The organism is Dyadobacter sp. CY327 (assembly GCF_021390415.1).
Lineage (GTDB): Bacteria > Bacteroidota > Bacteroidia > Cytophagales > Spirosomataceae > Dyadobacter > Dyadobacter chenhuakuii.
Window position 1 is genome coordinate 1,476,693 of sequence record NZ_JAJUXJ010000001.1, and the last position, 24,351, is coordinate 1,501,043.

22 protein-coding genes are annotated in these 24,351 nt (G+C 45.4%); 13 read left to right on the forward strand and 9 right to left on the reverse strand.

From position 1 onward, the window contains the following. Positions 1-9: 9 nt before the first annotated feature. Genes LZG74_RS06180 through LZG74_RS06190 form a run of 3 tightly spaced genes read right to left on the reverse strand, consistent with a single transcriptional unit; the run spans position 10 to position 3,540 of the window. Positions 10-1,602, reverse strand: coding sequence for an FMN-binding glutamate synthase family protein (locus LZG74_RS06180; RefSeq protein ID WP_233795712.1), 1,593 nt, complete (start codon positions 1,600-1,602; stop codon positions 10-12). Between the two features lie 27 nt (positions 1,603-1,629). Continuing rightward, the gene (locus LZG74_RS06185) at positions 1,630-2,865 is read right to left on the reverse strand and encodes a 3-phosphoshikimate 1-carboxyvinyltransferase (protein ID WP_233795713.1); all 1,236 of its coding nucleotides are present in this window, start codon (positions 2,863-2,865) and stop codon (positions 1,630-1,632) included. Positions 2,866-2,925: 60 nt separating this feature from the next. Next, a complete protein-coding gene (locus LZG74_RS06190; RefSeq protein ID WP_233795714.1) occupies positions 2,926-3,540 on the reverse strand; it encodes a hypothetical protein in 615 nt (204 codons plus the stop codon). Positions 3,541-3,766: 226 nt separating this feature from the next. Between LZG74_RS06190 and LZG74_RS06195 the strand changes: the two genes are divergently transcribed. The 10 genes from LZG74_RS06195 to LZG74_RS06240 all read left to right on the forward strand — a co-directional run bounded on the left by LZG74_RS06195 (position 3,767) and on the right by LZG74_RS06240 (position 15,179). Then, complete coding sequence (locus tag LZG74_RS06195) at positions 3,767-4,846, forward strand: Ldh family oxidoreductase (RefSeq protein ID WP_233795715.1); 1,080 nt, start codon at positions 3,767-3,769, stop codon at positions 4,844-4,846. 54 nt (positions 4,847-4,900) lie between these two features. Then, positions 4,901-5,938, forward strand: a complete 1,038-nt coding sequence (mltG, locus tag LZG74_RS06200) for an endolytic transglycosylase MltG (RefSeq protein ID WP_233795716.1) — start codon at positions 4,901-4,903, stop codon at positions 5,936-5,938. Next, positions 5,938-6,351, forward strand: coding sequence for a thioesterase family protein (locus tag LZG74_RS06205; RefSeq protein ID WP_233795717.1), 414 nt, complete (start codon positions 5,938-5,940; stop codon positions 6,349-6,351). Before mltG ends, LZG74_RS06205 begins: the two co-directional genes overlap by 1 nt. 10 nt (positions 6,352-6,361) lie before the next feature. Next, positions 6,362-7,285: a YihY/virulence factor BrkB family protein gene (locus tag LZG74_RS06210; RefSeq protein WP_233795718.1), complete on the forward strand. Its 924-nt coding sequence runs from the start codon at positions 6,362-6,364 to the stop codon at positions 7,283-7,285. A 118-nt stretch (positions 7,286-7,403) separates the two neighbouring features. Beyond that, the gene (locus LZG74_RS06215) at positions 7,404-8,396 is read left to right on the forward strand and encodes a glycosyltransferase (RefSeq protein ID WP_233795719.1); all 993 of its coding nucleotides are present in this window, start codon (positions 7,404-7,406) and stop codon (positions 8,394-8,396) included. Positions 8,397-8,426: 30 nt separating this feature from the next. Further along, entirely contained in the window at positions 8,427-9,053 is a 627-nt protein-coding gene (locus LZG74_RS06220) for an L-threonylcarbamoyladenylate synthase (RefSeq protein WP_233795720.1), read from the forward strand. Positions 9,054-9,156: 103 nt separating this feature from the next. Beyond that, positions 9,157-9,816 (forward strand): WbqC family protein, encoded by a 660-nt coding sequence (locus tag LZG74_RS06225; RefSeq protein ID WP_233795721.1) that lies wholly within the window; start codon positions 9,157-9,159, stop codon positions 9,814-9,816. A 65-nt stretch (positions 9,817-9,881) separates the two neighbouring features. After that, positions 9,882-12,422 carry an ATP-dependent Clp protease ATP-binding subunit gene (locus tag LZG74_RS06230; protein WP_233795722.1) on the forward strand — a complete coding sequence of 847 codons (2,541 nt, stop codon included), beginning with the start codon at positions 9,882-9,884 and terminating at the stop codon, positions 12,420-12,422. Positions 12,423-12,578: 156 nt separating this feature from the next. After that, positions 12,579-14,261 carry an alpha/beta hydrolase-fold protein gene (locus LZG74_RS06235; protein ID WP_233795723.1) on the forward strand — a complete coding sequence of 561 codons (1,683 nt, stop codon included), beginning with the start codon at positions 12,579-12,581 and terminating at the stop codon, positions 14,259-14,261. Positions 14,262-14,294: 33 nt separating this feature from the next. Then, positions 14,295-15,179 carry a sugar phosphate isomerase/epimerase gene (locus tag LZG74_RS06240; protein WP_233795724.1) on the forward strand — a complete coding sequence of 295 codons (885 nt, stop codon included), beginning with the start codon at positions 14,295-14,297 and terminating at the stop codon, positions 15,177-15,179. Positions 15,180-15,249: 70 nt separating this feature from the next. Here LZG74_RS06240 and atpH read toward each other — a convergent pair whose 3' ends face one another. The 6 genes from atpH to LZG74_RS06270 all read right to left on the reverse strand — a co-directional run bounded on the left by atpH (position 15,250) and on the right by LZG74_RS06270 (position 18,504). Next, positions 15,250-15,786 carry an ATP synthase F1 subunit delta gene (gene atpH, locus LZG74_RS06245; RefSeq protein ID WP_233795725.1) on the reverse strand — a complete coding sequence of 179 codons (537 nt, stop codon included), beginning with the start codon at positions 15,784-15,786 and terminating at the stop codon, positions 15,250-15,252. A 23-nt stretch (positions 15,787-15,809) separates the two neighbouring features. Continuing rightward, positions 15,810-16,304, reverse strand: a complete 495-nt coding sequence (gene atpF / locus LZG74_RS06250; RefSeq protein WP_233795726.1) for a F0F1 ATP synthase subunit B — start codon at positions 16,302-16,304, stop codon at positions 15,810-15,812. Between the two features lie 143 nt (positions 16,305-16,447). Continuing rightward, the gene (atpE, locus tag LZG74_RS06255) at positions 16,448-16,711 is read right to left on the reverse strand and encodes an ATP synthase F0 subunit C (protein WP_026630873.1); all 264 of its coding nucleotides are present in this window, start codon (positions 16,709-16,711) and stop codon (positions 16,448-16,450) included. A 44-nt stretch (positions 16,712-16,755) separates the two neighbouring features. Then, the gene (atpB, locus tag LZG74_RS06260; protein ID WP_233795727.1) at positions 16,756-17,850 is read right to left on the reverse strand and encodes a F0F1 ATP synthase subunit A; all 1,095 of its coding nucleotides are present in this window, start codon (positions 17,848-17,850) and stop codon (positions 16,756-16,758) included. A gap of 24 nt (positions 17,851-17,874) precedes the next feature. Further along, the gene (locus LZG74_RS06265) at positions 17,875-18,234 is read right to left on the reverse strand and encodes a hypothetical protein (protein ID WP_233795728.1); all 360 of its coding nucleotides are present in this window, start codon (positions 18,232-18,234) and stop codon (positions 17,875-17,877) included. Positions 18,235-18,255: 21 nt separating this feature from the next. After that, a complete protein-coding gene (locus LZG74_RS06270; RefSeq protein WP_233795729.1) occupies positions 18,256-18,504 on the reverse strand; it encodes an AtpZ/AtpI family protein in 249 nt (82 codons plus the stop codon). A gap of 132 nt (positions 18,505-18,636) precedes the next feature. On the opposite strand from LZG74_RS06270, the gene LZG74_RS06275 reads away from it, so the two are divergent. The 3 genes from LZG74_RS06275 to LZG74_RS06285 are packed head-to-tail and all read left to right on the forward strand — an operon-like array spanning position 18,637 to position 24,339. Beyond that, positions 18,637-20,838, forward strand: a complete 2,202-nt coding sequence (locus LZG74_RS06275) for a tetratricopeptide repeat protein (protein WP_233795730.1) — start codon at positions 18,637-18,639, stop codon at positions 20,836-20,838. Positions 20,839-20,889: 51 nt separating this feature from the next. Then, positions 20,890-23,187 (forward strand): penicillin-binding protein 1A, encoded by a 2,298-nt coding sequence (locus tag LZG74_RS06280; RefSeq protein ID WP_233795731.1) that lies wholly within the window; start codon positions 20,890-20,892, stop codon positions 23,185-23,187. Between the two features lie 18 nt (positions 23,188-23,205). Continuing rightward, positions 23,206-24,339, forward strand: coding sequence for a glycerate kinase (locus LZG74_RS06285; protein ID WP_233795732.1), 1,134 nt, complete (start codon positions 23,206-23,208; stop codon positions 24,337-24,339). The last annotated feature ends 12 nt before the right edge of the window (positions 24,340-24,351 follow it).

Here is a 24,351-nt window from a genome sequence, read left to right on the forward strand (position 1 = left end):
CCTAAAAGGTTAAACCGTCTTTTCACCAGGAATCTTTCTGCCACCCAGATGCGGACAATCGAGGAGCTCGCGAATGCCGGAATAGGGGACAATGGTTTTCAGATAACCATAATTGTCTGCCAAAGTAATGGTTTTATTGAGATCGCCCATTGAAATGTCAATATCATTCATTCCAAACTGGCAAGGATGCTCATATCCCGTGGCGTGTGTGATTTCGATGATCTCTTTGGCCAGCGTGCTCATATAACTGTTGAAGCGCTCACTCTTTAATGTTGGATCAATGCCCGCTTCGAGCCATTTGTTGTTGGTGGCGATGCCGGTAGGGCAGCGGTTGGTATGACAGGTTTGCGCCTGAATGCAGCCGATTGACATCATTGCCTCGCGTGCCACATTGATGATGTCCGCACCCATAGAAAAAGCCATCACTGCCTGAGCAGGAAGTCCCAGCTTGCCCGAAGCGATAAACGTGATCTTATCAGTAAGGTTTCTTTTTTGAAATATTTTATAAACAGTGCTGAAAGCAAAAACCAATGGCAACGAAACGTGATCGGCAAAAGAAGGCGGTGCTGCACCCGTTCCGCCTTCACCGCCGTCAATGGTTATAAAGTCTGGGCCTTTTCCCGTTTCGGCCATAATATCTGCCAATTCTTCCCACATATCCGTTTTCCCGACGGCCGATTTCAGCCCGACCGGCAGGCCCGTCGCATCCGCCATGGCCTCGATAAAATCCACCATTTCCTTCACATTCGAAAAAGCGCTGTGATAGGGTGGGGAAACCACGTCTTTGCCGATGGGTACGCCGCGGATCTCGGCAATCTCTGCCGTGATTTTACTCGCAGGAAGCACGCCGCCTTTTCCCGGTTTTGCACCTTGTGAAAGTTTAAGCTCGATCAATCGCACGAACGGGTTCTGCTGTGTCATTTTCACAAGCTTTTCCATCACAAAATTGCCATCATCGTCCCGGACACCAAAGTACGAAGTCCCCATATTGAAGACCACGTCCGCCCCGAACTTATGGTAGGGAGACAAGCCGCCTTCGCCGGTGTTATGGTAATTGCCAAATTGGTACGAGCCCTTATTCAATGATTCAATGGCCCGCGAGGAAAGCGAACCGAAGCTCATTGCGCTTACATTTACAATGGAACGCGGGCGATAAGGGCGTTTCCGGTTATGGGATTGACCGATTACTTTGGCCGAAGGAATGGTATAATGATGCGGATCATTGCCATTCTTGATGTGATGGCTATGCGTAGTATCCAGCCGAAAAGGAAGCATTGCTGGTTTAATGAGCACATATCCAGGCTCTTGCATATTTTGGTCTGTGCCAAAACCCTGGTAATTATTTTCTTTTTTGGAAGAAGCGTAAATCCACGAACGCTGACGCCGGTTGAATGGCAGCTCCTCGCGGTTGTTGGCCACAATATACTGCCGCAACTCAGGTCCGATCGTTTCCAGCATATAGCGGAAATGGCCTACCAATGGAAAATTATGCTGGATCGTATGCTTTTGCTGCAAAATGTCCCTGACGGCAATGATAACGGGAATCAGGATCAGGTATGCCCATATCGGGACAGCAGCAAAGAACGACGCAACGTTTTCCATGAATTGATGGGTTTAGTGAACGGAAGGTCAGACTTCTTCCCAGGTGGTTACCACCGCGAGGTCCTTCCAGTAACCAGGATACGATTTTACGACCACGCCCGGTTCTTCGATGATAATTGGCGACACAATTCCGGCGGGTGCGAAAGCCATAGCCATGCGGTGATCGTCATACGTGTGGATGGATGGCGTTTCTGTGGACTCAAAACCCGGAATCCCAGCGACTTCGTAAAGGTGGTCTTTTTCTATTTCCTTTAATGTGGCACCCAGCTTCTGCAATTCCTGCTGTAAGGCAAAAACGCGGTCTGTTTCCTTAATTTTAAGGCTTTCGATGCCGGTAAGAGACAAAGTAATGCCTTTAACGGCGCAGCAAACTGCGACGGTCTGGGCAAGATCCGGGCAAGCCGTAAAGTCCCAGCCTATGGACGCGGCGGGGGCGATTTTGGTTAACAGAACGCCTCTTTCCGTAAATGTACTTTCCACGCCCAAATGACGCATAATGTCGACAATGGCGCTATCACCTTGCAATGAATCCTTCTTCAATCCCAGCAATTCCACTTCGGCATCATCGGCGAGCGCCACAATGCTATACCAATAACTCGCACCCGACCAGTCTGATTCGATGGCGTAAGGATGTGGCTCATACTTGAACGGAGGAATTATAATGGTGTTTGTATGCCAGTCTGCATGATAATTGATGCCGAAATGAGCCATTTGATTTAATGTCATTTCAATGTATGGCTTCGAGCCTACTTCACCTTCCAGCTGGATTTTCAATCCACTAGGCAATCCCGGCGCTATTAACAGCAATGCTGAAATATACTGGCTGCTGACGTCGCCGCGCATGTTGATTTCGTTCTGGCCGGAATAGGTGAAACCATTCAGTTTTAATGGCGGGTAACCTGTTTCTTTCTGATATTCAATATCTGCACCTAAGATCCTTAACGCATCTACCAGAATGCCGATAGGCCTTTCACACATCCGCGGCGTGCCCGTCATGATTTTCGCCTGACCTGTTACAGCAAAATAAGCGGTCAGGAAACGCATTGTCGTGCCTGCATCGATCACATCGGCCACAGCATCATTGGAATTGAGCAATCTGAGCATGGTTTGCGAATCCCGTGCTTCCGAAATGTTGGTGAGCTCGCATTCAAAACCGGTCAAGGCATTAATGATCAAAGCACGGTTGCATTCGCTTTTGGATGCTGCAAGCCGGATTTCTGCGCGTATGGATTTCTGGGGTGGGTGGACTAGAATGGATTTCACTGTAAAGAATCAGATTAAGGACAAATCAAAGGCATTGGCCTTCGGATAATTTGGTAAGTATTAATATGTTTCCAGGACTTTCAGCTTATTCCTGCCGTTTATTTTAAGCGAGGAGAAAGTCAGTTTGTAGCAAACAAAACCTGCGGCAATGAACGCACCGCCTACAACAAGTGAAGATGCGTCGGTTGTGAATCTTTTGTCATCAACGCCTTTGTTAAAAAAATCGGCACCCACATAAAGGAGGCCGGCCAGAGGCAGTAACGGTGCCAGCTGAGAAATGAACGGGATCCGTCGTGAAACCTTCATCAACCGGATATCTTTCAAAAGGATTTCCTGGTAATCCATTCTGCCAACTGCCTCATTGATAATGGCAATGCTAAAAGAGGAATCAGTGACGCTGGCGATGGTTTCGTTGAAACGAATGGTCTCATTGTGCATCCGGAACTTAATGTTGTCGCCGGGAAAGAAGCGGTATCTGTGAAATCCTCCAATCATTGGAGAAGCATCCAGGACCAGATATTTTTGTCCGGGTGTTGCAATTACCCGGCTTGTATTGCCTTGTTTGATAAAAAGTTCTTCGCTTGAAAGTGCTTTTCTGGCATCATAATGGTCCTGCGACCATGCGTGAAGACTCCCTGTGAGTAGAAAAATAGCGATAACGAAAAGCTGTTTCATAGCGTTAAAAGAATGTTTCAAATATAGGGAATCATTCTCTGAAACGGGCAAAAGTGTTGCATTGTTGCGTACTTTTTAACCTTAAACTAATCTTCGCCAGCGGTTTGAAATGCATTAATCTGCCCGTCTTACAGCACAGCTGAACAGATTTCCATGAAATATTGGACGATGCGAATTGAATTAGGATATTTGCGGACTTGAAAAGAAGTTCACTCATTTGACGTATATGTATCAGGCCAGTTATTTAAAACATTTCACGGAAGAAGTTTTTCTTGCCATCGGATGCTCGCCGGAAGAGGCGAAACTGGCTTCAACGGTTTTGGTAAGCGCCGATTTGCGTGGCGTTGACTCCCACGGCATTGCGCGTTTGGCAGGTTATGTTCGACTGTATGATCACGGAAGGCTTAATCCCACGCCGGATGTAAAAGTTGTTTATGAAACCCCAAGCACAGCCGTTGTGGACGGCGACAGAGGCTTAGGTCTCGTAGTGGCCCCGAAAGCGATGGAAATTGCCATGGAAAAGGCCGAAAAAGTGGGTTCAGGATGGGTTTCTGTCCGGAATTCAAACCACTTTGGCATTGCCGGATATCATGCGATGCTGGCTTTGGAAAAAGACATGATCGGCTGGACCATGACCAATGCCGCGCCGTTGGTAACGCCTACTTTTTCTTTGGATAAATTATTGGGGACCAATCCCATAGCCGTTGCAGTGCCTGCTCTGACGGAACCTGCATTTGTAGCAGATTTTGCTTCAACGGCCGTTGCGTATGGAAAATTTGAAATATTGCAGCGCAAAGGATTGCCTGCTCCGCTTGGTTGGGCGCAGGATGCGGAGGGGAACGCCACGACGGATTCCAATGCCGTGAAAAGCGGGGGCGGCTTGCTTCCGCTGGGCTCCGACCGCGAGCATGGAAGTCATAAAGGTTACGGACTCGGAGCCATCGTCGATATATTTTCGGGCGTGCTTTCGGGTGCTAATTTCGGCCCCTGGGTTCCGCCATTTGCAACTGCCGGATTCATGACTGCGCAGCAGGGTGTTGGCTTGGGAACGGGACATTTCCTGGGCGCCATGCGCGTGGATGGTTTCCGTCCTGCGGAGGAATTCAAGCAGGATATGGACAAATGGATTAAGGCATTTCGCGGCGCCCGGGCTGTGGATGGACAAAAAGTGCTTATTCCCGGTGACCCTGAGCGTGAAAGTGAAGCGGATCGCAGCGTGAATGGCATTCATTTACTCGAACCCGTCGTTTTGTCATTACAGGAGTTGGCCAAAAGATTTGGCATACCCTTTGAAATCAATTTATAACATTAAACACAAAAGCCGACGGCCGCCTGCCGGAAGCCGATAGCCGTATCACTTATGTCGCGTAATTTCAAAGTAGGGTTGTTTGTAACCATTGCCATTCTGACTACAACATTCACGTTTTATTTCTGGCAGATATTCAAAACGCCAAACCTGCAAGCGGATAAAGAGACAAGCTTTGCATTGCTTATTCCTGAAAACGGGACTTATAAAGGCGTGCTTGATTCGCTGAATAAGCATGACGTTATTAATGATCACATTTCATTTCAGTTTCTGGCAAAGCTTCTGAACTATCCTGACAAGGTAAAGCCGGGAAGATATGTCATTAAGCCGAAATCAAGTAACTATACAGTGGTTAAAAAGCTTGCGGCGGGAAACCAGGATGCCGTGAAGCTGACTTTCAACAATATCAGGCTGAAAGAGGATCTTATCAAAAGAATCGGCAGTCGGTTTGAGTTTGGAGAAGAGGGTTTCAGAAAAGCATTGAACAATCCGGCTGTTTGTAATAAATACGGGCTGGATACACTGACGATCGTTTCCATGTTTTTACCAAACACTTATGAAATATACTGGACAACCGGCACGGAGAAATTCCTGGACAGGATGCACAGTGAGTATAAAAAATATTGGAATGAGGAAAGAACTGCAAAAGCAAAAGCCATCGGACTGACGCCTGAGCAGGTATCGATCCTGGCTTCCATTGTGGAAGAAGAACAAGCGCGGAAAGTAGACGAGCGGGCCAAAGTGGCAGGGCTTTACATGAACCGCCTGAACGCCCAGATGCCTTTGCAAGCCGACCCAACCATTAAATTTGCTTTGCAGGACTTCGCTATCAAACGGATTTTGAATGGTCAGCTTTCGATTAAATCTCCTTACAATACATATGTTAATGTAGGCTTGCCTCCCGGCCCGATCCGCGTTGCAGATCTTAATTCCCTGAATGCTGTGCTGAACTACGAAAAGCACGATTATGTATATATGTGTGCAAAGGCGGACCTTTCGGGTTACCATGCTTTTGCCACCAATTATTCGGACCACCTGAACAACGCAAGAATGTACCAGGCTGAGTTGAACCGACTCAAAATCATGAAATAATGTTCATTCACGAAGTTAAGGGCGTTCGGGTCCGGTATGCGGATACGGATCAGATGGGATATGTGTATTATGGAAATTATGCGCGCTATTACGAAATAGGAAGGGTGGAAGCATTGCGGAGCCTGGATTTTCATTATAAGGTGATGGAAGATGAAGGGGTTATGATGCCGGTTTACGAAAATCATTCTCGCTACATTAAACCTGCCCGCTATGATGATGAACTGAGTATCCGTGTTATTTTGCAGGAAATGCCGGGCATAAGGGTCGTTTTTCATTATGAGATCCGTAACCAGCTGAATGTGCTTCTTAATACGGGAGAAACGACACTGGTGTTTCAACGACGCGACAATGGAAAGCTTTGCGTGGCCCCGGAAAAGCTCCTGAATAAGCTGAAACCGTATTTTGCAATTTAAATAACTGCCTATGCTTGAGAAACTGTTGAAGAACCGTCATGTGAAGCGGCTAATTGTCTGGTTGCAGCAGACCGTTTTTCTAGGCGGGACAGTTTCTCTGTACGAAATTCTGGTGAATCTGGTAAGGAGCAACCGGAAATACGACATTGATCAGCGCGCTTCCGCGGTTGCTTACAGCCTTACACTGGCGGCTTTCCCGGCCATTATCTTCCTTTTTACATTAATTCCCTACATTCCCATCGAGCACCTGGATCAGCAGATCATGGAATTGCTGCGTGAAAATATTCCGAGCGGCATTTACGGAGATGCAGACCAGACGATCATGGACATTATCAGCAGGCCGAGGAAAGGCGTGCTCTCTTTTGGTTTTATTTTCGCCATGATCGCGTCGACTAATGGGATGATTTCGTTGATGCGGTCATTTGATATGGTGTATGATGACAACGAAACGCGGGGGTTCCTGAAACTGCGCGGCATTGCTACATTACTGACCCTGCTTCTAATTCTCGTGCTTTTTCTTTCTGTCATTTTGCTGATTGTGGGTGATGCGGTGATGAATATTCTCAGCGACTGGAACATTCTGCGAGACACCTGGATGATCAGCTTGCTGAACATTACCCGTTATCTCATCAGTTTTGGCTCGTTAATGCTCACGATTTCCATGATTTACAGGTTTGCACCTTCGCATGGAAGGCAATTCAGCTTTATCAACGCCGGCGCTGTCATTTCGTCTGTGCTGATCCTTTTTGCTACTTACGGCTTCTCCTTTTATTTGTCCCGTTTCAGCTCCTATAACAAACTTTACGGCTCCATAGGAACCATGATTGCTTTAATGATCTGGCTTTATCTGCTAGCCTTCGTGATCATTCTTGGGTTTGAAATCAATGCGGGAATTAACACAGCAACCAGGGCCAAAGCCATCTCCAAACGCTGACCTACCGCAAACTAACTACTTTTCTGACATCGCTTCAATGTTGCTAGTTTTGTCCTTTACGGCTTCATTAAGAACTAAAAAAAGTGGCTGAACGCCCTGAAATGCCCTTCGTGTTGAGATGAAAGAAAAGGAGAATCCATTGGTGACTGTTATCCTGACAGCCTATAATCAGGAAAAATACATTAGCGACACACTCGCATCGGTCTTTGACCAAACTTACCCCAACCTCGAACTAATTGTCATCGACAATGCAAGCGCAGACGATACGCTGGCTGTTATCCAGACCTTTAAAAATCCTTCCCGGAATTTTTCATTGATTAAAAACAGAAAAAATTCCGGCTTGTGCGCCGCCTTTAACTACGGGCTGTCCATAGCAAAGGGAAAATATGTGATCGACCTTTCGGGAGACGATGTGCTGATGCCCGATCGCATTGAAAAGCAAGTGGCAGCTTTTGAATTGCTGCCGGAGAATTATGCGGTGATTTTTTCCAATGCGCAATACATTGATCCTGCCGGAAAAAAGCTTGGTAATCATTATGCAGTGGATGCGCATGGCAGCGCGGTCAGGCCAATTCCTTCGGGTGATGTTTATAAAAATGTGCTGGAACGTTACTTCATCTGCACGCCTACCATGATGATGCGTACGAGCACGATGCTTGAACTCGGCGGCTATGATGAGACGCTTACATTTGAGGATTTCGACTTTTGGGTGCGCTCGGCTTCCAAATTCCAATATTTTTATCTGGATGAAATTCTTACCCAAAAGCGCATTGTGCCTTCATCCCTTTCTTCCATGGTTTATAAAAAAGGAAGCGGCATGCTGGCCTCCTATTATGCAGTCTGCAACAAAGCTTACGACCTGAACAGGGATCAGCAGGAATTCGATCTTTTGGCTGCACGCATCCGTACATTTATCAGAAAATGCTGGTATGCACAAGAATATGAACTTGCAGTTCGTTTTCGGGTTTTGCTGAACTACATTGAGAATCCGGGATGGCAAACCGAGCTCGTTGTTTTAATGTGCAGACTTCATCTTCCTGTTAATTTTGCGTATCGTTTTTATATCAAAAACTTAAAAAAAGCGCTTGGTCAGGAAGGTTTTAGCTTTTAGGATTGTTATTTTAAAAAGTTACTATTGCCTATGCCTGCTGAGTTTATAAAAATTTACCCGCAAAATCCTGACGAAAGAAGAATCCGCCAGGTCGTGGATGTGCTTAGAAATGGTGGTCTGGTGATTTATCCTACCGACACGGTTTATGGGCTTGGATGCGATATTTATAATTCCAGGGCTGTCGAGAAAATCGCCCGTATCAAAGGGATCAAGCCTCAAAAAAACGATTTTTCCTTTATCTGCTACGATCTGAGCCACATTTCGGATTTTGCCCGCGTCGATAATTCCGCATTCAAGATCATGAAGAGGGTTTTGCCGGGTCCTTACACATTCATTCTGGAAGCCACCAGCGCGGTTCCCAAACTTTTAAATACCAATAAAAAAACGGTTGGAATCCGTGTCCCTGACAACAACATTGCCCGCCTGATCGTGAAAGAGCTCGGTAATCCCATTGTCACGACTTCTATCAAAGACGACGATGAGATCATCGAATATTCTACTGATCCCGAGCTGATTTATGAGAAATTCCAGCACCAGGTGGACATTGTTATTGACGGCGGATACGGAGGGAACATTGCTTCGACCATCGTGAAATCAGACAGTGACGGATTCGAGATCATCCGGGAAGGGCTGGGCGATACGACTATGTTTTTATAGGCCGAAATTGTAATGTTTTAAGTTCGTATGGTATAATGCTATCCGGGCAAAATATTTATTATAAATTTTTTGATAATATCGTGAGGCTTTACCATATTTGATAGTGCCAGAAATTGAGAATAACAGTAAGGAAATTAGCGGAATACGGATCGAATTACAGTATTTGCCTTGTATAGCGTATTTTACAAGTTTATTAAAGTACGACCGTATTTATATTGACATTGAGGAACGGTACGTAAAGCAGACCTATCGAAACAGATGCAGTGTGCTGACTGCGAATAAAGTAGACCAGCTGACAGTTCCGGTTCAGAAGTACGAGACAGCCACCCCCACGAAAGACATTAAGATCGACTACGGCCAGGATTGGCTCCGCCGTCACTTAGGCTGCTTGCAATCAGCTTACGGAAAATCCCCGTTCTACGAGTTTTACGCCCCGGAGCTTTTGCAGATATACGACAAAAAATTAGCTTATCTCGTCGATTTGAATTATGAATTATTGACAATTTGTCTTAGATTGGTAGGAGTTAAAAAGGATTTACAGTACAATTTGTCAGGTTTGGAAATGGAGGAAAGCAGCGTTTTTAATGCTATTTCCCTCATTAACAATAAGAAAAGCGACTTTTCACCCGAATATTATAAGCCAGAGCCTTATTACCAGACATTTGGGAATGATTTTGTAAGTAACTTGAGTATTATCGATTTACTATTTAATATGGGGCCGGAAGCAAGGAGTGTTTTGTTAAGATCCTGTAAGTTCCAGTAAAGCTATTTTGAACAAACGAGGATCAAGTAGCGTTTAGAATATTAAACACTTTTTATTGCTGCATAATGGAAGCAAAATTTTCGAATAGAGTGAAAGAAGTAATCACGATGAGCCGGGAAGAAGCCCTTCGCCTCGGTCATGATTACATTGGAGCAGAGCATTTGTTGTTAGGAATGATTCGTGAAGGAGACGGCGTGGCGATTGGCTTATTAAAGAAGCTTGGCGTTTCACTGGACGATGTCCGACAGACCATTGAGCAGGCAACAAAGGGCGCAGCGACCAATAACGTTAAGAATTTACAAAATATACCCCTGACAAGACAGTCGGAAAAAGTTTTGAAAATTACCTATCTGGAAGCCAAAATTTTTAAGAGTAATTTGATCGGGACAGAGCATTTGCTGCTTTCGATTTTGCGTGATGAAGATAATGTTGGCACCCAGATTCTTCATAAATTTAATGTTAACTACGAAGTCATCAAAGAAATGTTAGAATATCAATCATCAGGATCAAAGCCGCATATGGGGCCGGAGACCGAAGACGGAGATGAGGAGGCAAGAGGTGGCATGTTCGGAGGAGGAAGCGGCTCTGCATCTGGTAAAGAATCGAAAGGAGCAGAGAAATCACGGACTCCGGTGTTGGATAACTTTGGACGCGACCTGACCAAAATGGCTGAGGTTGGTAAACTGGATCCGATCGTTGGACGTGAAAAGGAGATCGAACGTGTAGCCCAGATCCTTAGCCGTCGTAAAAAGAATAACCCGATCCTTATCGGTGAGCCTGGTGTGGGTAAAACTGCGATTGCAGAAGGTCTTGCACTAAGAATTGTTCAGAAAAAAGTATCGCGTGTGCTTTTCGGAAAACGCGTTGTAACATTGGATCTGGCTTCTCTGGTTGCAGGAACAAAATACCGCGGTCAGTTTGAGGAAAGAATGAAGGCGGTAATGAATGAATTGGAAAAATCCCCGGATGTGATCCTTTTCATTGATGAGTTGCACACGATTGTAGGCGCAGGTGGCGCTTCCGGTTCGCTTGATGCTTCAAACATGTTCAAGCCTGCATTGTCACGCGGAGAAATCCAGTGTATCGGTGCTACGACATTAGACGAATATCGCCAGTATATTGAGAAGGACGGTGCATTAGCACGTCGTTTCCAGATGGTGATGGTGGATGCAACTTCGATTGAAGAAACCATTCAGATCCTTGAAAACATTAAGGATAAATACGAAGATCACCACCATGTGAATTACACGCCTGAGTCGATCAGCACGGCTGTTAAGCTTTCTGAAAGATACATTACAGACCGTTTCTTGCCGGATAAGGCGATCGACGTTCTGGATGAAGTAGGAGCGAGGGTTCACATTAGCAACATTACAGTTCCAGAAGACATTCTAGTTCTCGAAGAGCAGATTGAAAACATCAAGCAAGAAAAGAACAGGGTTGTTAAAAGCCAGAAATACGAAGAAGCAGCGCAACTGAGAGATCGTGAAAAGAAATTGATCGATCAATTGGATCGTGCGAAACTGGCTTGGGAAGAAGAAACCAAACAAAAGCGTTACACCGTAACCGAGCATAATGTAGCCGAAGTGGTAGCGATGATGACGGGCATTCCGGTAACGAATGTTTCCATGGACGAAGGCAAGAAATTGCTGAACATGGCGGATGAATTGAAAGCGAAAGTTATCGGCCAGAACCCGCCGATTGAAAAGCTTGTGAAAGCTATTCAGCGCACGAGGGTAGGTTTGAAAGATCCTAAGAAACCAATTGGATCATTCATCTTCCTAGGGCCAACGGGTGTGGGTAAAACCGAGCTTGCAAAAGTGCTTTCTACTTATCTGTTTGACAAAGATGATTCTTTGGTTCGGATCGATATGAGCGAATACATGGAGAAATTCAGCGTATCGCGTTTGGTAGGAGCTCCTCCGGGATATGTGGGTTATGAAGAAGGTGGTCAGTTAACTGAGAAAATCAGACGCAAGCCTTACAGCGTAGTTCTTCTGGATGAGATCGAAAAAGCGCACCCGGATGTGTTCAACATTCTGCTGCAAGTGCTTGACGATGGGATCCTGACTGATGGTCTGGGACGCAGAGTGGATTTCAGAAATACGATCATTATCATGACTTCAAACATTGGAGCGCGTGACTTGAAGGATTTCGGATCCGGCATCGGTTTCTCAACCAAGGCAAAAACAGAAAATCAGGACGACATTATGAAAGGCACCATTCAGAGTGCACTTCGTAAAGCATTCTCTCCTGAGTTCCTGAACCGTTTGGATGATGTGATCGTGTTCAACTCACTGCAACGTGAAGATCTGCACAGAATCATCGACATTTCGCTGGGTAAATTGTTTAACCGTGTGAAAGGTTTGGGTTACGAAATAGAATTGACAATTCCTGCGAAGGACTTCCTATCGGAAAAAGGTTACGATCCGCAATACGGAGCGCGTCCTTTGAACCGGGCGATCCAGAAATATCTTGAAGATCCCGTAGCAGAGGAAATATTGAAAGGCGATTTGCGCGAAGGTGATGTGCTGGTTGCCAATCACGAAGAGAACAGTGAACAACTTGTTATCAGTGTTCGTAAAAAAGAAGAAGAGCTTGCCAACTAATCGGCGGATCTTTTAAAGTAACAATGCTTGAAGAGGCGGGTCATTTGATCCGCCTCTTTTTTTTGTTAACATTCATTACCAAGAATGAAATGCAGATTTTAGCAAATAGTCGTTATGATTTAGTTTATATTTAGCCCAAGAAAATTATCATATCAAATGACCGTCAAATTCCGGAATCAAGCAGTTTTAATTGTACTGGGCTTACTGCTGGGCTTTACCAATTTACAAGCGCAAAAGCTTGCTACCGGCCCGCAAGTCCTGACTTTCTTCTCAGACGCCGACGACACCGAGCAGCCATATGGCCTCTATCTTCCCAAGAATTTCGATGAAAATAAAAAATATCCGCTGGTAATTATGCTGCATGGCGCTGGTTCCAATCACCGTTTGGACTTGCGTCGTGTTTTTGGAAAAAGCAATGCAGAGGACGAGACAGATAAAGAAGCAACCCGCTATTTTCCACAATGGGAAGATGTCGATTTCATTGTTGCTGCGCCATTTGCAAGAGGAACAGCAGGTTATCAGGGCATCCCGGAAGAGGATGTTTACGATGTGCTGGACGATGTAAAAAAGCGCTTTAAAATCGATGAAAATAAAACCTATCTCACGGGCTTGTCCATGGGTGGGGGAGGAACGCTTTGGCTCGGACTGACAAGGCCGGACATATGGGCAGCAATAGCGCCTGTTTGCCCTGCGCCGCCGAACGGAACGTTCGATCTGGCAGCCAATGCATTGAATTTTCCGATCCACTTTTTCCATGGCGATGCAGATCCCGTGGTTCCTGTTGCGGACACGCGGAAGTGGGTGCAGCATCTGCAGGATATTGGAGTGGAAGTAAGTTATAAAGAGTTTGTGGATGTCAAACATGACAGCTGGGTAAGTGCCTATGACAATGAATTTATCTTCGAATGGTTCGGCCACGCCGAACGTAATCCGTTTCCTGATCGAGTGAAGTTTGTCAGCAAGCAATACAAATACAATAAGGCATTCTGGGTTCAGTTTGATAAAATGAACCTGGGAACGCTGGCAGAGATCGACGCCAATCTGAACAAGCCCAATGCTGCAACTATTACCACGAAAAACCTTTCTGCATTTACGGTCAACCTGAAAGGGCACCCGAGATTTAATGCTGCAAGCAATGTAACGTTCAGCATCGATGGAAAAGCGCTTTCGGCGAAAGTGGACAGCTCGGTTTCATTCGTGAAAAACAACAATGTGTGGGCAGTGGCTACAAATCCCATTGCGACAGGCCTGGTTAAGAAAAAAGGAGCAGAAGGTCCAATTTACGAAGCATTCTCAACCCCTCATATTTACGTGTATGGCACTGCTGACAATCCTTCACCCGAAGAGTTGAAAAAGCGCGTAGACGCTGCCACGCAGGCCGCGAACTGGTCCTATTACAGAGGTGAATTTGTAGGCAGGATCATGTTCTTTCCGAGGACTTTGTCTGATAAAAATGTGCGGCCAAGCGATATAGAGCATGGCAATTTGATTCTGTTCGGGACAAAAGAAACCAATTCGCTGATTGCAAAATATGCCGACCGGCTGCCGGTGCATTTGAATGCTGCTGATAAGTCACATGGCCTTTTTTACATATTCCCTGTGGATAAGCATTATGTGGCGGTAAGCTCCGGTTTGCCGTGGTGGACTGGCGCGGATAATAAGGATGCTGCGTTCATATCTCCTGTGCACCGCAGGCTTCCGGAATTCAAGGACCTGTTTTTCTTTAAAGATTCGTCCACCAATGTGATTGTCGACGGAAACTTTTCGGAAGACTGGAAAGTGACGGACGAAATGAAGACGAAGCTTTCCAATTCAGGAGCAATTACGATTACCAAATAAATATAACCAACCCCAATTTTCGACAGAAAACAAATGAATTACAACGAGAAGATTTCACGGAAATCATTCATGAAAGCGAGTGCTTTTATGTTGGCAGCTCCTATGCTTTCAAAATTTGATTTGACGGCTAAGGCATCCTCTAAGATCGGTTTGCAGCTTTACACGCTACGGACAGACCTTGCGAAGGATTTGGAGGGGACATTGAAAAAAGTTGCGGCGATCGGATACAAGGAAGTTGAGCTTTTTGGATATAACGACGGCAAATTTTTTGGAAAAACACCAAAAGAATTCAAAGCGATCCTGGACGGCCTGGGACTAAACCCCGTAAGCGGACATTATGGCGCAGGTGTTCAGATGAAAGACCAAAAAGGCACATTATCCAACGACTGGCAGCGCGCGGTTGACGACGCAGCTGCTATCGGGCAGAAATACGTGAACTGCGCTTATCTGACGGACGGCGAAAGAAAGTCAATTGAAGATTATAAAAAATACGTTGATCTGTTTAACAAATCAGGAGAGGTTGCCAAGAAAGCAGGTTTGCAGTTTGGTTACCACAACCACGATTTTGAGTTCAAGAAGATGGACGGCCAGCTTCCTTACGATTTGATTGCTAGCACGGATCCTGACTTGGTTAAGCTTGAATTGGACTTGTACTGGATCGTAAAAGCAGGACTTGACCCAGTTGATTTGTTCAAAAAATATCCAGGCCGTTTCCCATTGTGGCACGTGAAAGATATGGACAAAACCGATCAGTCTTTCGCAGAGGTAGGAACCGGTTCTATTGACTTCAAAAAGATCTTTGACGCGCGCAAAATTGCTGGTCTGCAGCATTTCTTCGTGGAGCAGGATGTAGCGAAGCGCCCGGCTTTGGAGGCGATCGACATCAGCTTCAAGAATGTTACGAAGATGAAAGTATAGCAACATTTGGACATAAAAAAAGACCTGGCCGCATAGCAGCCGGGTCTTCCAAATTATGCAGATAAAAATATCAGTTTACAAACTGTAATTTAAGCTCGTTCAAACGGCTTCTCAAAGATGCGTCGATCTGACGGTCATCGATTTTCAGCACATATCCACCGATCAGATTCGGATCGATTTTCTCAGCCAGCTGCACAGTGCGGCCGGTTTTTGCAGTAACCATGTCAGAGAATTGCTTGCGAAGCTCTTCCGTAAGCGGGATAGTTGTGGTAACTGTCGCTCTCTGGATTCCCTGGTTCAGGTTATAGCTTTTGATAAATTCGTTTGCTATTTCGTCAAGGATTGCCTCCCTGTTTTTCTTGGTAATGATGGTGAAGATCGCGTAGGAAACCGAATTGACACGCGTTTCAAAAAGCGCTTTCAAAATATTCAGTTTCTTCTCGTGACGCACAACCGGGCTTTTCAATGCAAGCATTAAGCCCCTGTTTTTCTCAGCCGTATCCTTAAATAAAAGCATATCCTGATAAACCGCTTCCAGAACATTCTGTTCTTTGGCTAGCTCGATCAGCGACTTTGCATATCTGGAAGCAACTATACTTACTGACATTGATTTTTAATTTAAGGGACTAATTAGTTTAAGCGGGCAGAGGAAGCAAGGTCTGCGATCAGTTTTTCCTGTGCTTCTTTGTCTTTCAACTCGCGTTGCAAAACCTTCTCAGCAATTTCAAGGGAAAGAACAGCAACCTCTTTTCTGATTTTCGTAACGGCCATTTGTTGTTCGTTACGGATCGCTTCACGTGCGCTGTCGATCATTTTTTGTGCTTCAACAGCTGCCTTATCTTTTGATTCAAGGATGGTGCGGTCAGCAGCATCTTTCGCATCGCGAAGGATCTGATCACGAACGGCGTTTGCTTCTGCGATTAGTTTTTCGTTGTCCGATTTCAATTTAATCATTTCGGCTCTTGTTCTTTCTGCAAGATCAAGTGCGCCCTGGATCTCATTTTCACGGTCTTTAAGGCCTTTAATGATCGGTTTCCAGGCAAATTTGGCTAAGATGAAAACAACCAGCAAGAATACAACCAGCATCCAGAAAATAAGGCCTGGGTTTGGAGTAAGCAATGACATAGTATAATGAGTTTTGAGTGTAAGAACCGCTCTCTTTTATTTCTTAAAAAATCGTGGAAGCCTAATGCTCCCACGAAGAATTTCAATGTTACCTCAGCCGCCTAATGCAAAAGAAGTAAGGGCCCGGGGCCCAATGTTTTTTACTACAGCTTGAACGAAATCAGCAGACAGATAACCGCTGCGAAAAGCGCAACCGCCTCGATAAGAGCGGCGATGATAAGCATTGCAGTCTGGATAGCACCAGCAGCTTCTGGCTGACGAGCGATACCTTCAACAGCGCTTCCACCGATTCTACCAATACCAAGACCAGCACCGATAGCAGCAAGACCAGCGCCGATTGCAGCACCGAATACAGCTAGACCAGCACCACTTTGTTCTGCAGCTTGAAGCAAGATTTGAAACAACATAATTGTGTTTGTTAAAATATATAATTAATAAAAAAGAGATTCAATCAATGTCCGTGATCTGCATGGCTGTGCTCTTCAATGGCACTTCCAATGTACATGGACGATAAAAGGGTAAAGATAAATGCCTGGATAAACGCCACCATGATCTCGATAAAGTTGAGGAACAAGGCGAAAAGCGAAATAACAGGAGCGATCACAATGCTTTGGAAAATAAAGATCAGACCGAAAAGACTCAAAAGGATAATGTGACCTGCTGTCATGTTTGCGAACAACCGGACCATGAGAGAGAAAGGCTTCATAAAAACACCCACGATCTCAACCGGAATCATAATCAGCAATAACGGAATGGGAACGCCATCTGGCTTTACAAGGTGCTTATAATAATTGCCATTTGCATTCAGGTGAACTACGATGAATGTCAGAACGGCAAGCGTCATTGTAATAGCAATGTTACCCGTCACGTTGGCCGATCCCGGAAGCAAACCCAGAATGTTGTTGACCAATATAAAGAAGAACAATGTCAGCAGGTAAGGAAGGTATTTTTCGTATTTGGGGCCCACATTTGGCTTCACAACATCATCGCGGATGAAAAGGATAATAACCTCCATGGCGGATTGGAAACCTTTCGGTGCCTTGCCCTTGCTGTTTTTGTAGTAACCTGCAATGCTGGTGAAGATCAGGATCAGGATCACCGCGCTCAGCATCATGGATGCTACGTTCTTGGTGATCGAGAAATCATAAACAACGCGGGACTCGTCAACAGGGACAATCGTCTCAGCATCACCGTGAACCAGGTGATAACCATTGTATTCGTGGTGCTCGTTGTGAAAGTTCGAAGATGAGAAAACTTCAATTCCGCGATCTGCTGAATAAAGAATTACAGGAAGCGGAAGAACCACGCCATGCGTGATTTCCCACTCATGGGAATCAGCAATGTGGTGCATGATCATCTGACCAATATTGAACTCCTCTTCTGACTCTTCAAGATTATGTTCAATTTTATGCTCTTGCTCATTAATGCCTTCAACCAACTTTTCAGCCTCGTGCTGGGTAGGTTCGTCCGCCCTTGCAGGAACATTCAAAAGGCAGGTTGCCGCAACCAGGGCAGTAGTAAAAAACAGTCTCAAATGGGTGTACATAAAGGCTTGAAATGCTATGCTTTGTCAATTGCGGCGCAAGTTACGATACAAACCATATATTTCAAAGCATGTATAAAATAAATAGAGTGCAAAAAAGTTGGTAATAAATAAGAATGAATCACTTAGCCCTTTGAACAAAAATAATGCAATGAAAATCAGGCTGAGAATGATCCTTCCGACGATGACTGCAATGTAAAAAGTGACAAATTTTTCACGATTGTTTCGAAACCCGATCTCCATCAGGCGATGGGCGAAAAACGAGAGCCCGAAGAAGAATACCAGAATGTACCATATATAAGGGTGCAAAAAGCGGTCGAAGTGAAAATGCTGAGCAAGGAAAAATGCAATTCCGATAATGATAGTAGCAGCAACTGTTCGTAACATGCGTGGCGCTTTAAGTGCAATCTATTTTTTTGTAAAACCTTTGATCAACATATATAATGAACCTGCAATCGACAGCAGCGACAGCACCAGCGTCCAGACCGGAACATCATTTTGCTGCCATTCGTCGAGCTTATAGCCCCCGTAAGTGAAGATCAGAATGGTCCCGAGCATTTGGGTGGCCATGCCGGAATATTTCAGGAAACCCGAAGATTGTTTTTGCAGCGTCCTTTTACGCTCTTCCTTTGCCGCATCATCATTGTTCGTTTCCATGTAGTTGCCGGATTATATGAGGCAAAATTGCTTCAAATTTTACAATTGCGCTTATCTTCGATACGTAATTATTTAAATTACCGTTTTAGATTTGCTTATAAGAAGACCAAAGACATCCCTAACTTCATATTTGTGACCAACCGTTTTGCCCTCTACATCTGCCGCACAGCCCTTTCACTAACCATGATCAGTTTGGTGGCAGGTTGTTCGCAGTTCAGTACAAAACCTGCGGCGGTCGGTTTCCACAATCTTTCCGCACATTACAATGCCTATTTCATCGCCGAGCAGGGTCTTGCCGAGGCGGAGTTTCAGATGAATAAGGCTTACAAAGAAAACTATAATGAATTGCTGCCCATTCTGCTGCCCATGGACTCAGTGCTTTCCCTGCCTGTAAAGCCGCAGTTGCAGGATGCCATTAAAAAAGCGTCCATAGTTGCCGAAAAGCACCAGAACAGTAAATGGGTTGACAACAGTTATATCGTTCTTGGGAAATCCAGATTATATCTCGGCGAATGGGCCGACGGGCTTGAAGCATTGCGCTATGTGTATGCAAATGGCAAGGACGAAAATGACAAGAACAATGCGCTAATCCTGCTTATGCGGGCTTACATTATCAGAAAGGATTTTTCCAATGCACTGGGCGTGGCCGAATATTTGAGCCAGCAGCCGCTCAGCAAATCATCGACCCGCGAATTTTATCTTACTAAAGCCTACCTGCACCAGCAAAACGGAGAATATCTGACTTCCGTGGCGATCCTGGAAGAGGCATTTCCGCTCCTTAAAAAATCTACCGAAACAGCCCGTATCCACTTTGCGGCCGCTCAGATGTACGACCGCCTGGGACAGTATGGACTGGCGAATAAGCATTATAAAAGTGTAAGCAAAAATCGTCCGGGTTATGATCTGGGTTTTTATTCTGCCATGAATTCGCTTCAAAATGAAGTTGTGCTGAACCCGAAGAAGGATTTGGATGATGTCGGTTTTGATAAAATGCTTCGTGATCGCAAGAATGCAGACCTGAACGACAAGATCTATTTCACGATGGGCTTGTTGGCTGAGCATAGAAAGCAGATCCCCGAGGCCATTGGTTATTTGCAAAAGGCCGTTGCAGCCTCAAAAGGAACAAATATGGAGCAGAAAGCTTACAGTTACCTGCAACTCGCGCGAATCAACTATGAATCTTTGGAAAAATTTGAGTTGTCAAAAGCATATTATGATAGCGCACTTACCATTCTGCCGCAGCAAGCGCCTGAATACAAGCTTGTGTCAGAGAGAAAAAGGGCGCTGGATGAGTTTGTAAAGCATTATAGCGTTGTAAATACAGAAGACAGTCTGCAAAAGCTGGCGCAAATGAACCCTGCCGCGCTAGATAACCGGATAGACGCTATTATTGAAGCGCAGGAAACCGCAAGAAAGGAGCAGGAAGCAAAAGAAAGAAAAGCAATGTTGGTCGCTCAGAATACGAATGTTCAAAGTGTGCAAAACCCGCTGATCAATGGTGGCGAACGCAGGTGGGAGCTTTACGATCCGGCACTGATTAATCAAGGACGGACAGAGTTTAAAAGAACCTGGGGTAACCGTCCTTTGGAAGACGACTGGCGCAGGAGTAGCCGGCAAATGCGCTCACTGGCCGGTAATGATCCGAATGCACCCGACTCACTTGCTGCACAAACAGAAGTCATAGCCGACAACAGCCTGAAAAAGGGCACACCGGAATGGGACGCTTTGCACGCATCTTTAAAACAAAATATCCCTCTCACAGAAGGACAGATGGCCGATTCTCAAAAGAAAAAAGAGGATGCACTTTATAATCTGGGCAAGATTTACAGGTTCGATTTGCAGGAATCGCAGCGTTCTATCAACACATTCGAGCGTGTTCTCGCGGAATATCCCAAAACACAATACAAGGAAGAGCTCTATTATCTGCTTTATCTGACCTATGAGGCTGATAATGATAAAGATACATGGAAAAACAAGCTGTTCGACGAATATCCGACTTCCACCTATGCCAGGCTAGTTGGTAAGGCATCTGATAACAATTCGGCCGGTTCGGGAAACCCGGTGAAGGAATATGAAGCTGCCTATGCCCTTTATTCAAAAGGTGACTATACCAAAGCACTTGATGACATTGAACAAAATCTTCCGGCTTATAAAGGCCACGCTATGGAGGACAAATTTGCGCTTTTACGCGTTTTCCTGATCGGCAAAGTGCGCGGCAAAGATGCTTACACACAGGCCATTGCTGAATTTATGAGGTTATATCCTTCCAGCATCTATCTTCCAAGGCTCAAAGAGATGCAAGAGCTGAATTCGCTTTCCATGGGAAAGAGATAATTAGCCGAAATTGTATATTTGTCTGTTTACAATTAATTAACTCCGTTTTATATGCTTGAATTCCAACCCGGAAAGTATCGCCGCACCATAATCCGTCTCTGGCGGACTATCGGAATTGGACTGGGTCTGTTTATACTTTACATTGTTGCCGTCAGCTTTAACTTTTTCTGGTTATTCGGCGGAATGCCCGATTTGAAAACACTTGAAAATCCTAAAAGTGAACTTGCATCCGAGCTTATCAGTGAAGATGGGAAGTCACTGGGTAAGTATTTCTTCGAAAACAGAACGCAGATTGATATTTCGCAGATCTCTCCCAATCTGATAGACGCGTTGGTTGCTACTGAGGATGCGCGTTTTGTGAACCATTCGGGTATAGATCCAAGAAGTTTGTTGCGTGTTTTCAAGGGTGTTGTTTCCGGAAATTCGAGCTCAGGCGGGGGAAGTACGCTGACACAGCAGGTTGCCAAAAACTTGTTTAACACACGTTCAGAGGAATTTGAAGGCCTTTTAGGTAAAATACCCTTGGTAAGGATTGTAATTGCAAAGACCAAAGAATGGGTTTTGGCTGTGATCCTGGAAAGGAAATATACCAAACAGGAGATCATGCAAATGTATCTCAACACAGTTTCCTTTGGTAATAACACCTACGGGATCAAGGTTGCTGCGAAGACATATTTCAATAAAGAGGCATGGGATCTGAATGTGACAGAAGCTGCATTGCTGGTTGGAATGCTGCAAAACCCAACGCTCTTCAACCCATTGCGCTTCCCTACCAATGCTATGAACCGCAGAAATACGGTTTTGGCGCAAATGACCAAATACGATTACATCCCGAGAGAAGATTTTGAGAGATATAAGGAAAAGCCACTAGGCATCGATTTTAATGTAGAAGGCCATAATACAGGGTTAGCGCCTTATTTCCGGGAATCCATGCGGGGTTATCTGAAAAGCTGGGTGAAGATGTATAATGAGGAGCATGATATGAATTATGATCTGTATACCAGCGGTTTGCGCATTTATACGACCATTGATTCAAGAATGCAGCGTTACCAGGAGGACGCACTGACCGAGCATATGAAAGGACAGCAAAAGCTCTTTGACGAACACTGGAAAGGTCGTAACCCATGGTCATTTGATAACGGAAAAGAAATTCCGGGTTTCCTGACAACAGCCGCCCGGAGATCACCACATTTCATCTCATTAAAGCGTGATCTGGGCGAGGAAGAAGCTTGGAAAATAATGCGTAAGCCTTATAAAATGAAGGTTTTCTCATGGAATGGGGAAAAAGAAGTGATGATGAGTCCGATTGATTCCATCGCATATTACAAGCGGTTTTTAAGAGCGGGCATGATGTCAATGGACCCGAGAAACGGCCATGTTAAGGCTTGGGTAGGCGGCATCAATTTCAAATATTTCAAATATGATCACGTTAAGCAGGGATCACGGCAGCCGGGCTCTACATTCAAGCCATTTGTGTACGTTTCGGCATTGGACAAAAACTTCCTGACGCCTTGTGATCACGTAACGGATGCCCCGATTTATTTTGGTCCTTCCGACGGTGTGCCCGGCGGTTGGTCTCCTAAAAACTCCAACAATAAATACTCTTACCAGTCACTTTCACTGCGTCAGGCTTTGGGTAAGTCTGTGAATACGGTCAGTGCTTATCTCATAAAAATGGTGAAAGCCAAAACCGTGGCTGAGTATGCCCATAAGCTGGGCATTACGAGCAAATTGCAGGAAGTTCCTTCACTTTGTCTTGGGATCAGTGATGTATCGGTTTTTGAAATGGTAGGCGCTTACAGTGCATTCGCCAATGGTGGCCACAGGACTGAGCCTATGACCATTCTCCGCATTGAGGACCGTTATGGCAATGTTTTGCAGGAATTTTTCCAAAAGCAAAATCAGGAAATCAGCGAGAATATGGCTTATAATATGCTGTATCTGATGCGTGGAGCCGTGGAAGATCCGGGTGGAACGGCTGGAAGGCTGAGACAATATGGCGTAACCGAAGGCAACGAGATCGCGGCCAAAACCGGAACAACTTCCAATTATTCGGACGGCTGGTTCATGGGCATGACACAGCATTTGGTGTCCGGAATCTGGGTAGGAGGAGAGGATCGCAGCATTCACTTCCGGACCATTGCTTACGGGCAAGGTGGCCGCATTGCGATGCCTGCCTGGGGAATGTTTATGCAAAAGGTTTACAAAGATCCGACGCTGGTTCAATACAGAAAAGAACCTTTCAAAAAACCTGAAAATTACGTGCGGGAATGCGGCGGCGTGTCCACCGACAGCACCGACACATATGTTCCACCTTCCCGCTCAGACGACGAAGGCGTGTTGTTTTAATGGGTTAATGCACTTATTGTGAACATTCTCGTTGCACCTGACAAATTTCGTGGCTCTCTTGAAGCAATTGACGTTTGCAGGGCGATCGAAGCGGGTATTTTACTTGCTTACCCCGATGCGAATGTCACAACCATCCCTCTAGCTGATGGAGGCGAGGGAACAGCGCAAATCCTGACACAGCAAGCACGAGGTAAAACCATCCGCATTGAAGTAAATGATCCGCTAGGGCGTTCAATTACAGCTTCTTACGGCCTGTCCGGTGACGGGCAAACTGCCTATATTGAAATGGCGGCTGCGTCTGGTTTGGCATTGCTGCCCCAGGAAGAGCGTAATCCGTTGCTAACCAGCACATACGGGACCGGCCAACTCATCAAAGATGCCTTGGATCGGGGTGTTCAGCAAATCATTCTAGGCATAGGCGGAAGCGCTACGACCGACGGCGGTATGGGCATGGCGGAAGCATTGGGCTATCATTTTTATGATAAAAACAATGTGCAATTGCCTGCAAAAGGTGAATCGATGCATGAGGTCGCGCTTATTGACGAAACTGAAAAGGATCGCCGTTTAAATGCAGTTTCCATCACGGTTGCCTGCGATGTTACCAACCCGCTTTACGGGCCAAATGGCGCCGCACACATTTACGGCCCGCAAAAAGGTGCCGATCCCGAAATGGTCGAATTGCTCGACAATGGCCTGAAAAATTTGAGTGAAATCGCTTCAAAAACTTTTGAAAGAGACATTAGTAATCATCCGGGCGCAGGTGCTGCGGGTGGCTTAGGTGCAGGTTGTCTCTGGTTTTTAAATGCAGTCTTGAAAGACGGCGTGAGCATTGTTATTGAGCAAACGCACATTGCCGAGCGCATTAAAGATGCCGATCTGGTTATTACCGGTGAAGGTAAAGTCGACGAGCAGACATTGGCAGGTAAAGTTGTCAAAGGACTGGCCGATTTTTGCAGCATAAACCAGGTTCCGCTGGCTGTGGTTTGCGGCACTTTGCAGATTACGCCCGAGCAAGTGCGTGATGCTGGCATAACTTATGCAGTGTCCATTTTGAACCGGCCTATGGATCTTAACCAGGCCCAGGCAGATGCTTTTGAGTTGGTTAAGGACGCAACTTTTCATCTTGTGCGGTTGTTTTTTTCAAATAGATAAGGTCCAGAAATT

Coding starts and splice junctions, on each gene's coding strand:
- LZG74_RS06230 (WP_233795722.1), top strand. CDS start 9,882: ATGGAAGCAAAATTTTCGAATAGAGTGAAAGAAGTAATCACGATGAGC.
- LZG74_RS06180 (WP_233795712.1), bottom strand. CDS start 1,602: ATGGAAAACGTTGCGTCGTTCTTTGCTGCTGTCCCGATATGGGCATAC.
- LZG74_RS06270 (WP_233795729.1), bottom strand. CDS start 18,504: ATGGAAACGAACAATGATGATGCGGCAAAGGAAGAGCGTAAAAGGACG.
- atpB (WP_233795727.1), bottom strand. CDS start 17,850: ATGTACACCCATTTGAGACTGTTTTTTACTACTGCCCTGGTTGCGGCA.
- LZG74_RS06190 (WP_233795714.1), bottom strand. CDS start 3,540: ATGAAACAGCTTTTCGTTATCGCTATTTTTCTACTCACAGGGAGTCTT.
- LZG74_RS06280 (WP_233795731.1), top strand. CDS start 20,890: ATGCTTGAATTCCAACCCGGAAAGTATCGCCGCACCATAATCCGTCTC.
- LZG74_RS06195 (WP_233795715.1), top strand. CDS start 3,767: ATGTATCAGGCCAGTTATTTAAAACATTTCACGGAAGAAGTTTTTCTT.
- mltG (WP_233795716.1), top strand. CDS start 4,901: ATGTCGCGTAATTTCAAAGTAGGGTTGTTTGTAACCATTGCCATTCTG.
- LZG74_RS06215 (WP_233795719.1), top strand. CDS start 7,404: ATGAAAGAAAAGGAGAATCCATTGGTGACTGTTATCCTGACAGCCTAT.
- LZG74_RS06240 (WP_233795724.1), top strand. CDS start 14,295: ATGAATTACAACGAGAAGATTTCACGGAAATCATTCATGAAAGCGAGT.
- LZG74_RS06210 (WP_233795718.1), top strand. CDS start 6,362: ATGCTTGAGAAACTGTTGAAGAACCGTCATGTGAAGCGGCTAATTGTC.
- LZG74_RS06235 (WP_233795723.1), top strand. CDS start 12,579: ATGACCGTCAAATTCCGGAATCAAGCAGTTTTAATTGTACTGGGCTTA.
- atpF (WP_233795726.1), bottom strand. CDS start 16,304: ATGTCATTGCTTACTCCAAACCCAGGCCTTATTTTCTGGATGCTGGTT.
- LZG74_RS06265 (WP_233795728.1), bottom strand. CDS start 18,234: ATGTTACGAACAGTTGCTGCTACTATCATTATCGGAATTGCATTTTTC.
- atpE (WP_026630873.1), bottom strand. CDS start 16,711: ATGTTGTTTCAAATCTTGCTTCAAGCTGCAGAACAAAGTGGTGCTGGT.
- LZG74_RS06220 (WP_233795720.1), top strand. CDS start 8,427: ATGCCTGCTGAGTTTATAAAAATTTACCCGCAAAATCCTGACGAAAGA.
- atpH (WP_233795725.1), bottom strand. CDS start 15,786: ATGTCAGTAAGTATAGTTGCTTCCAGATATGCAAAGTCGCTGATCGAG.
- LZG74_RS06205 (WP_233795717.1), top strand. CDS start 5,938: ATGTTCATTCACGAAGTTAAGGGCGTTCGGGTCCGGTATGCGGATACG.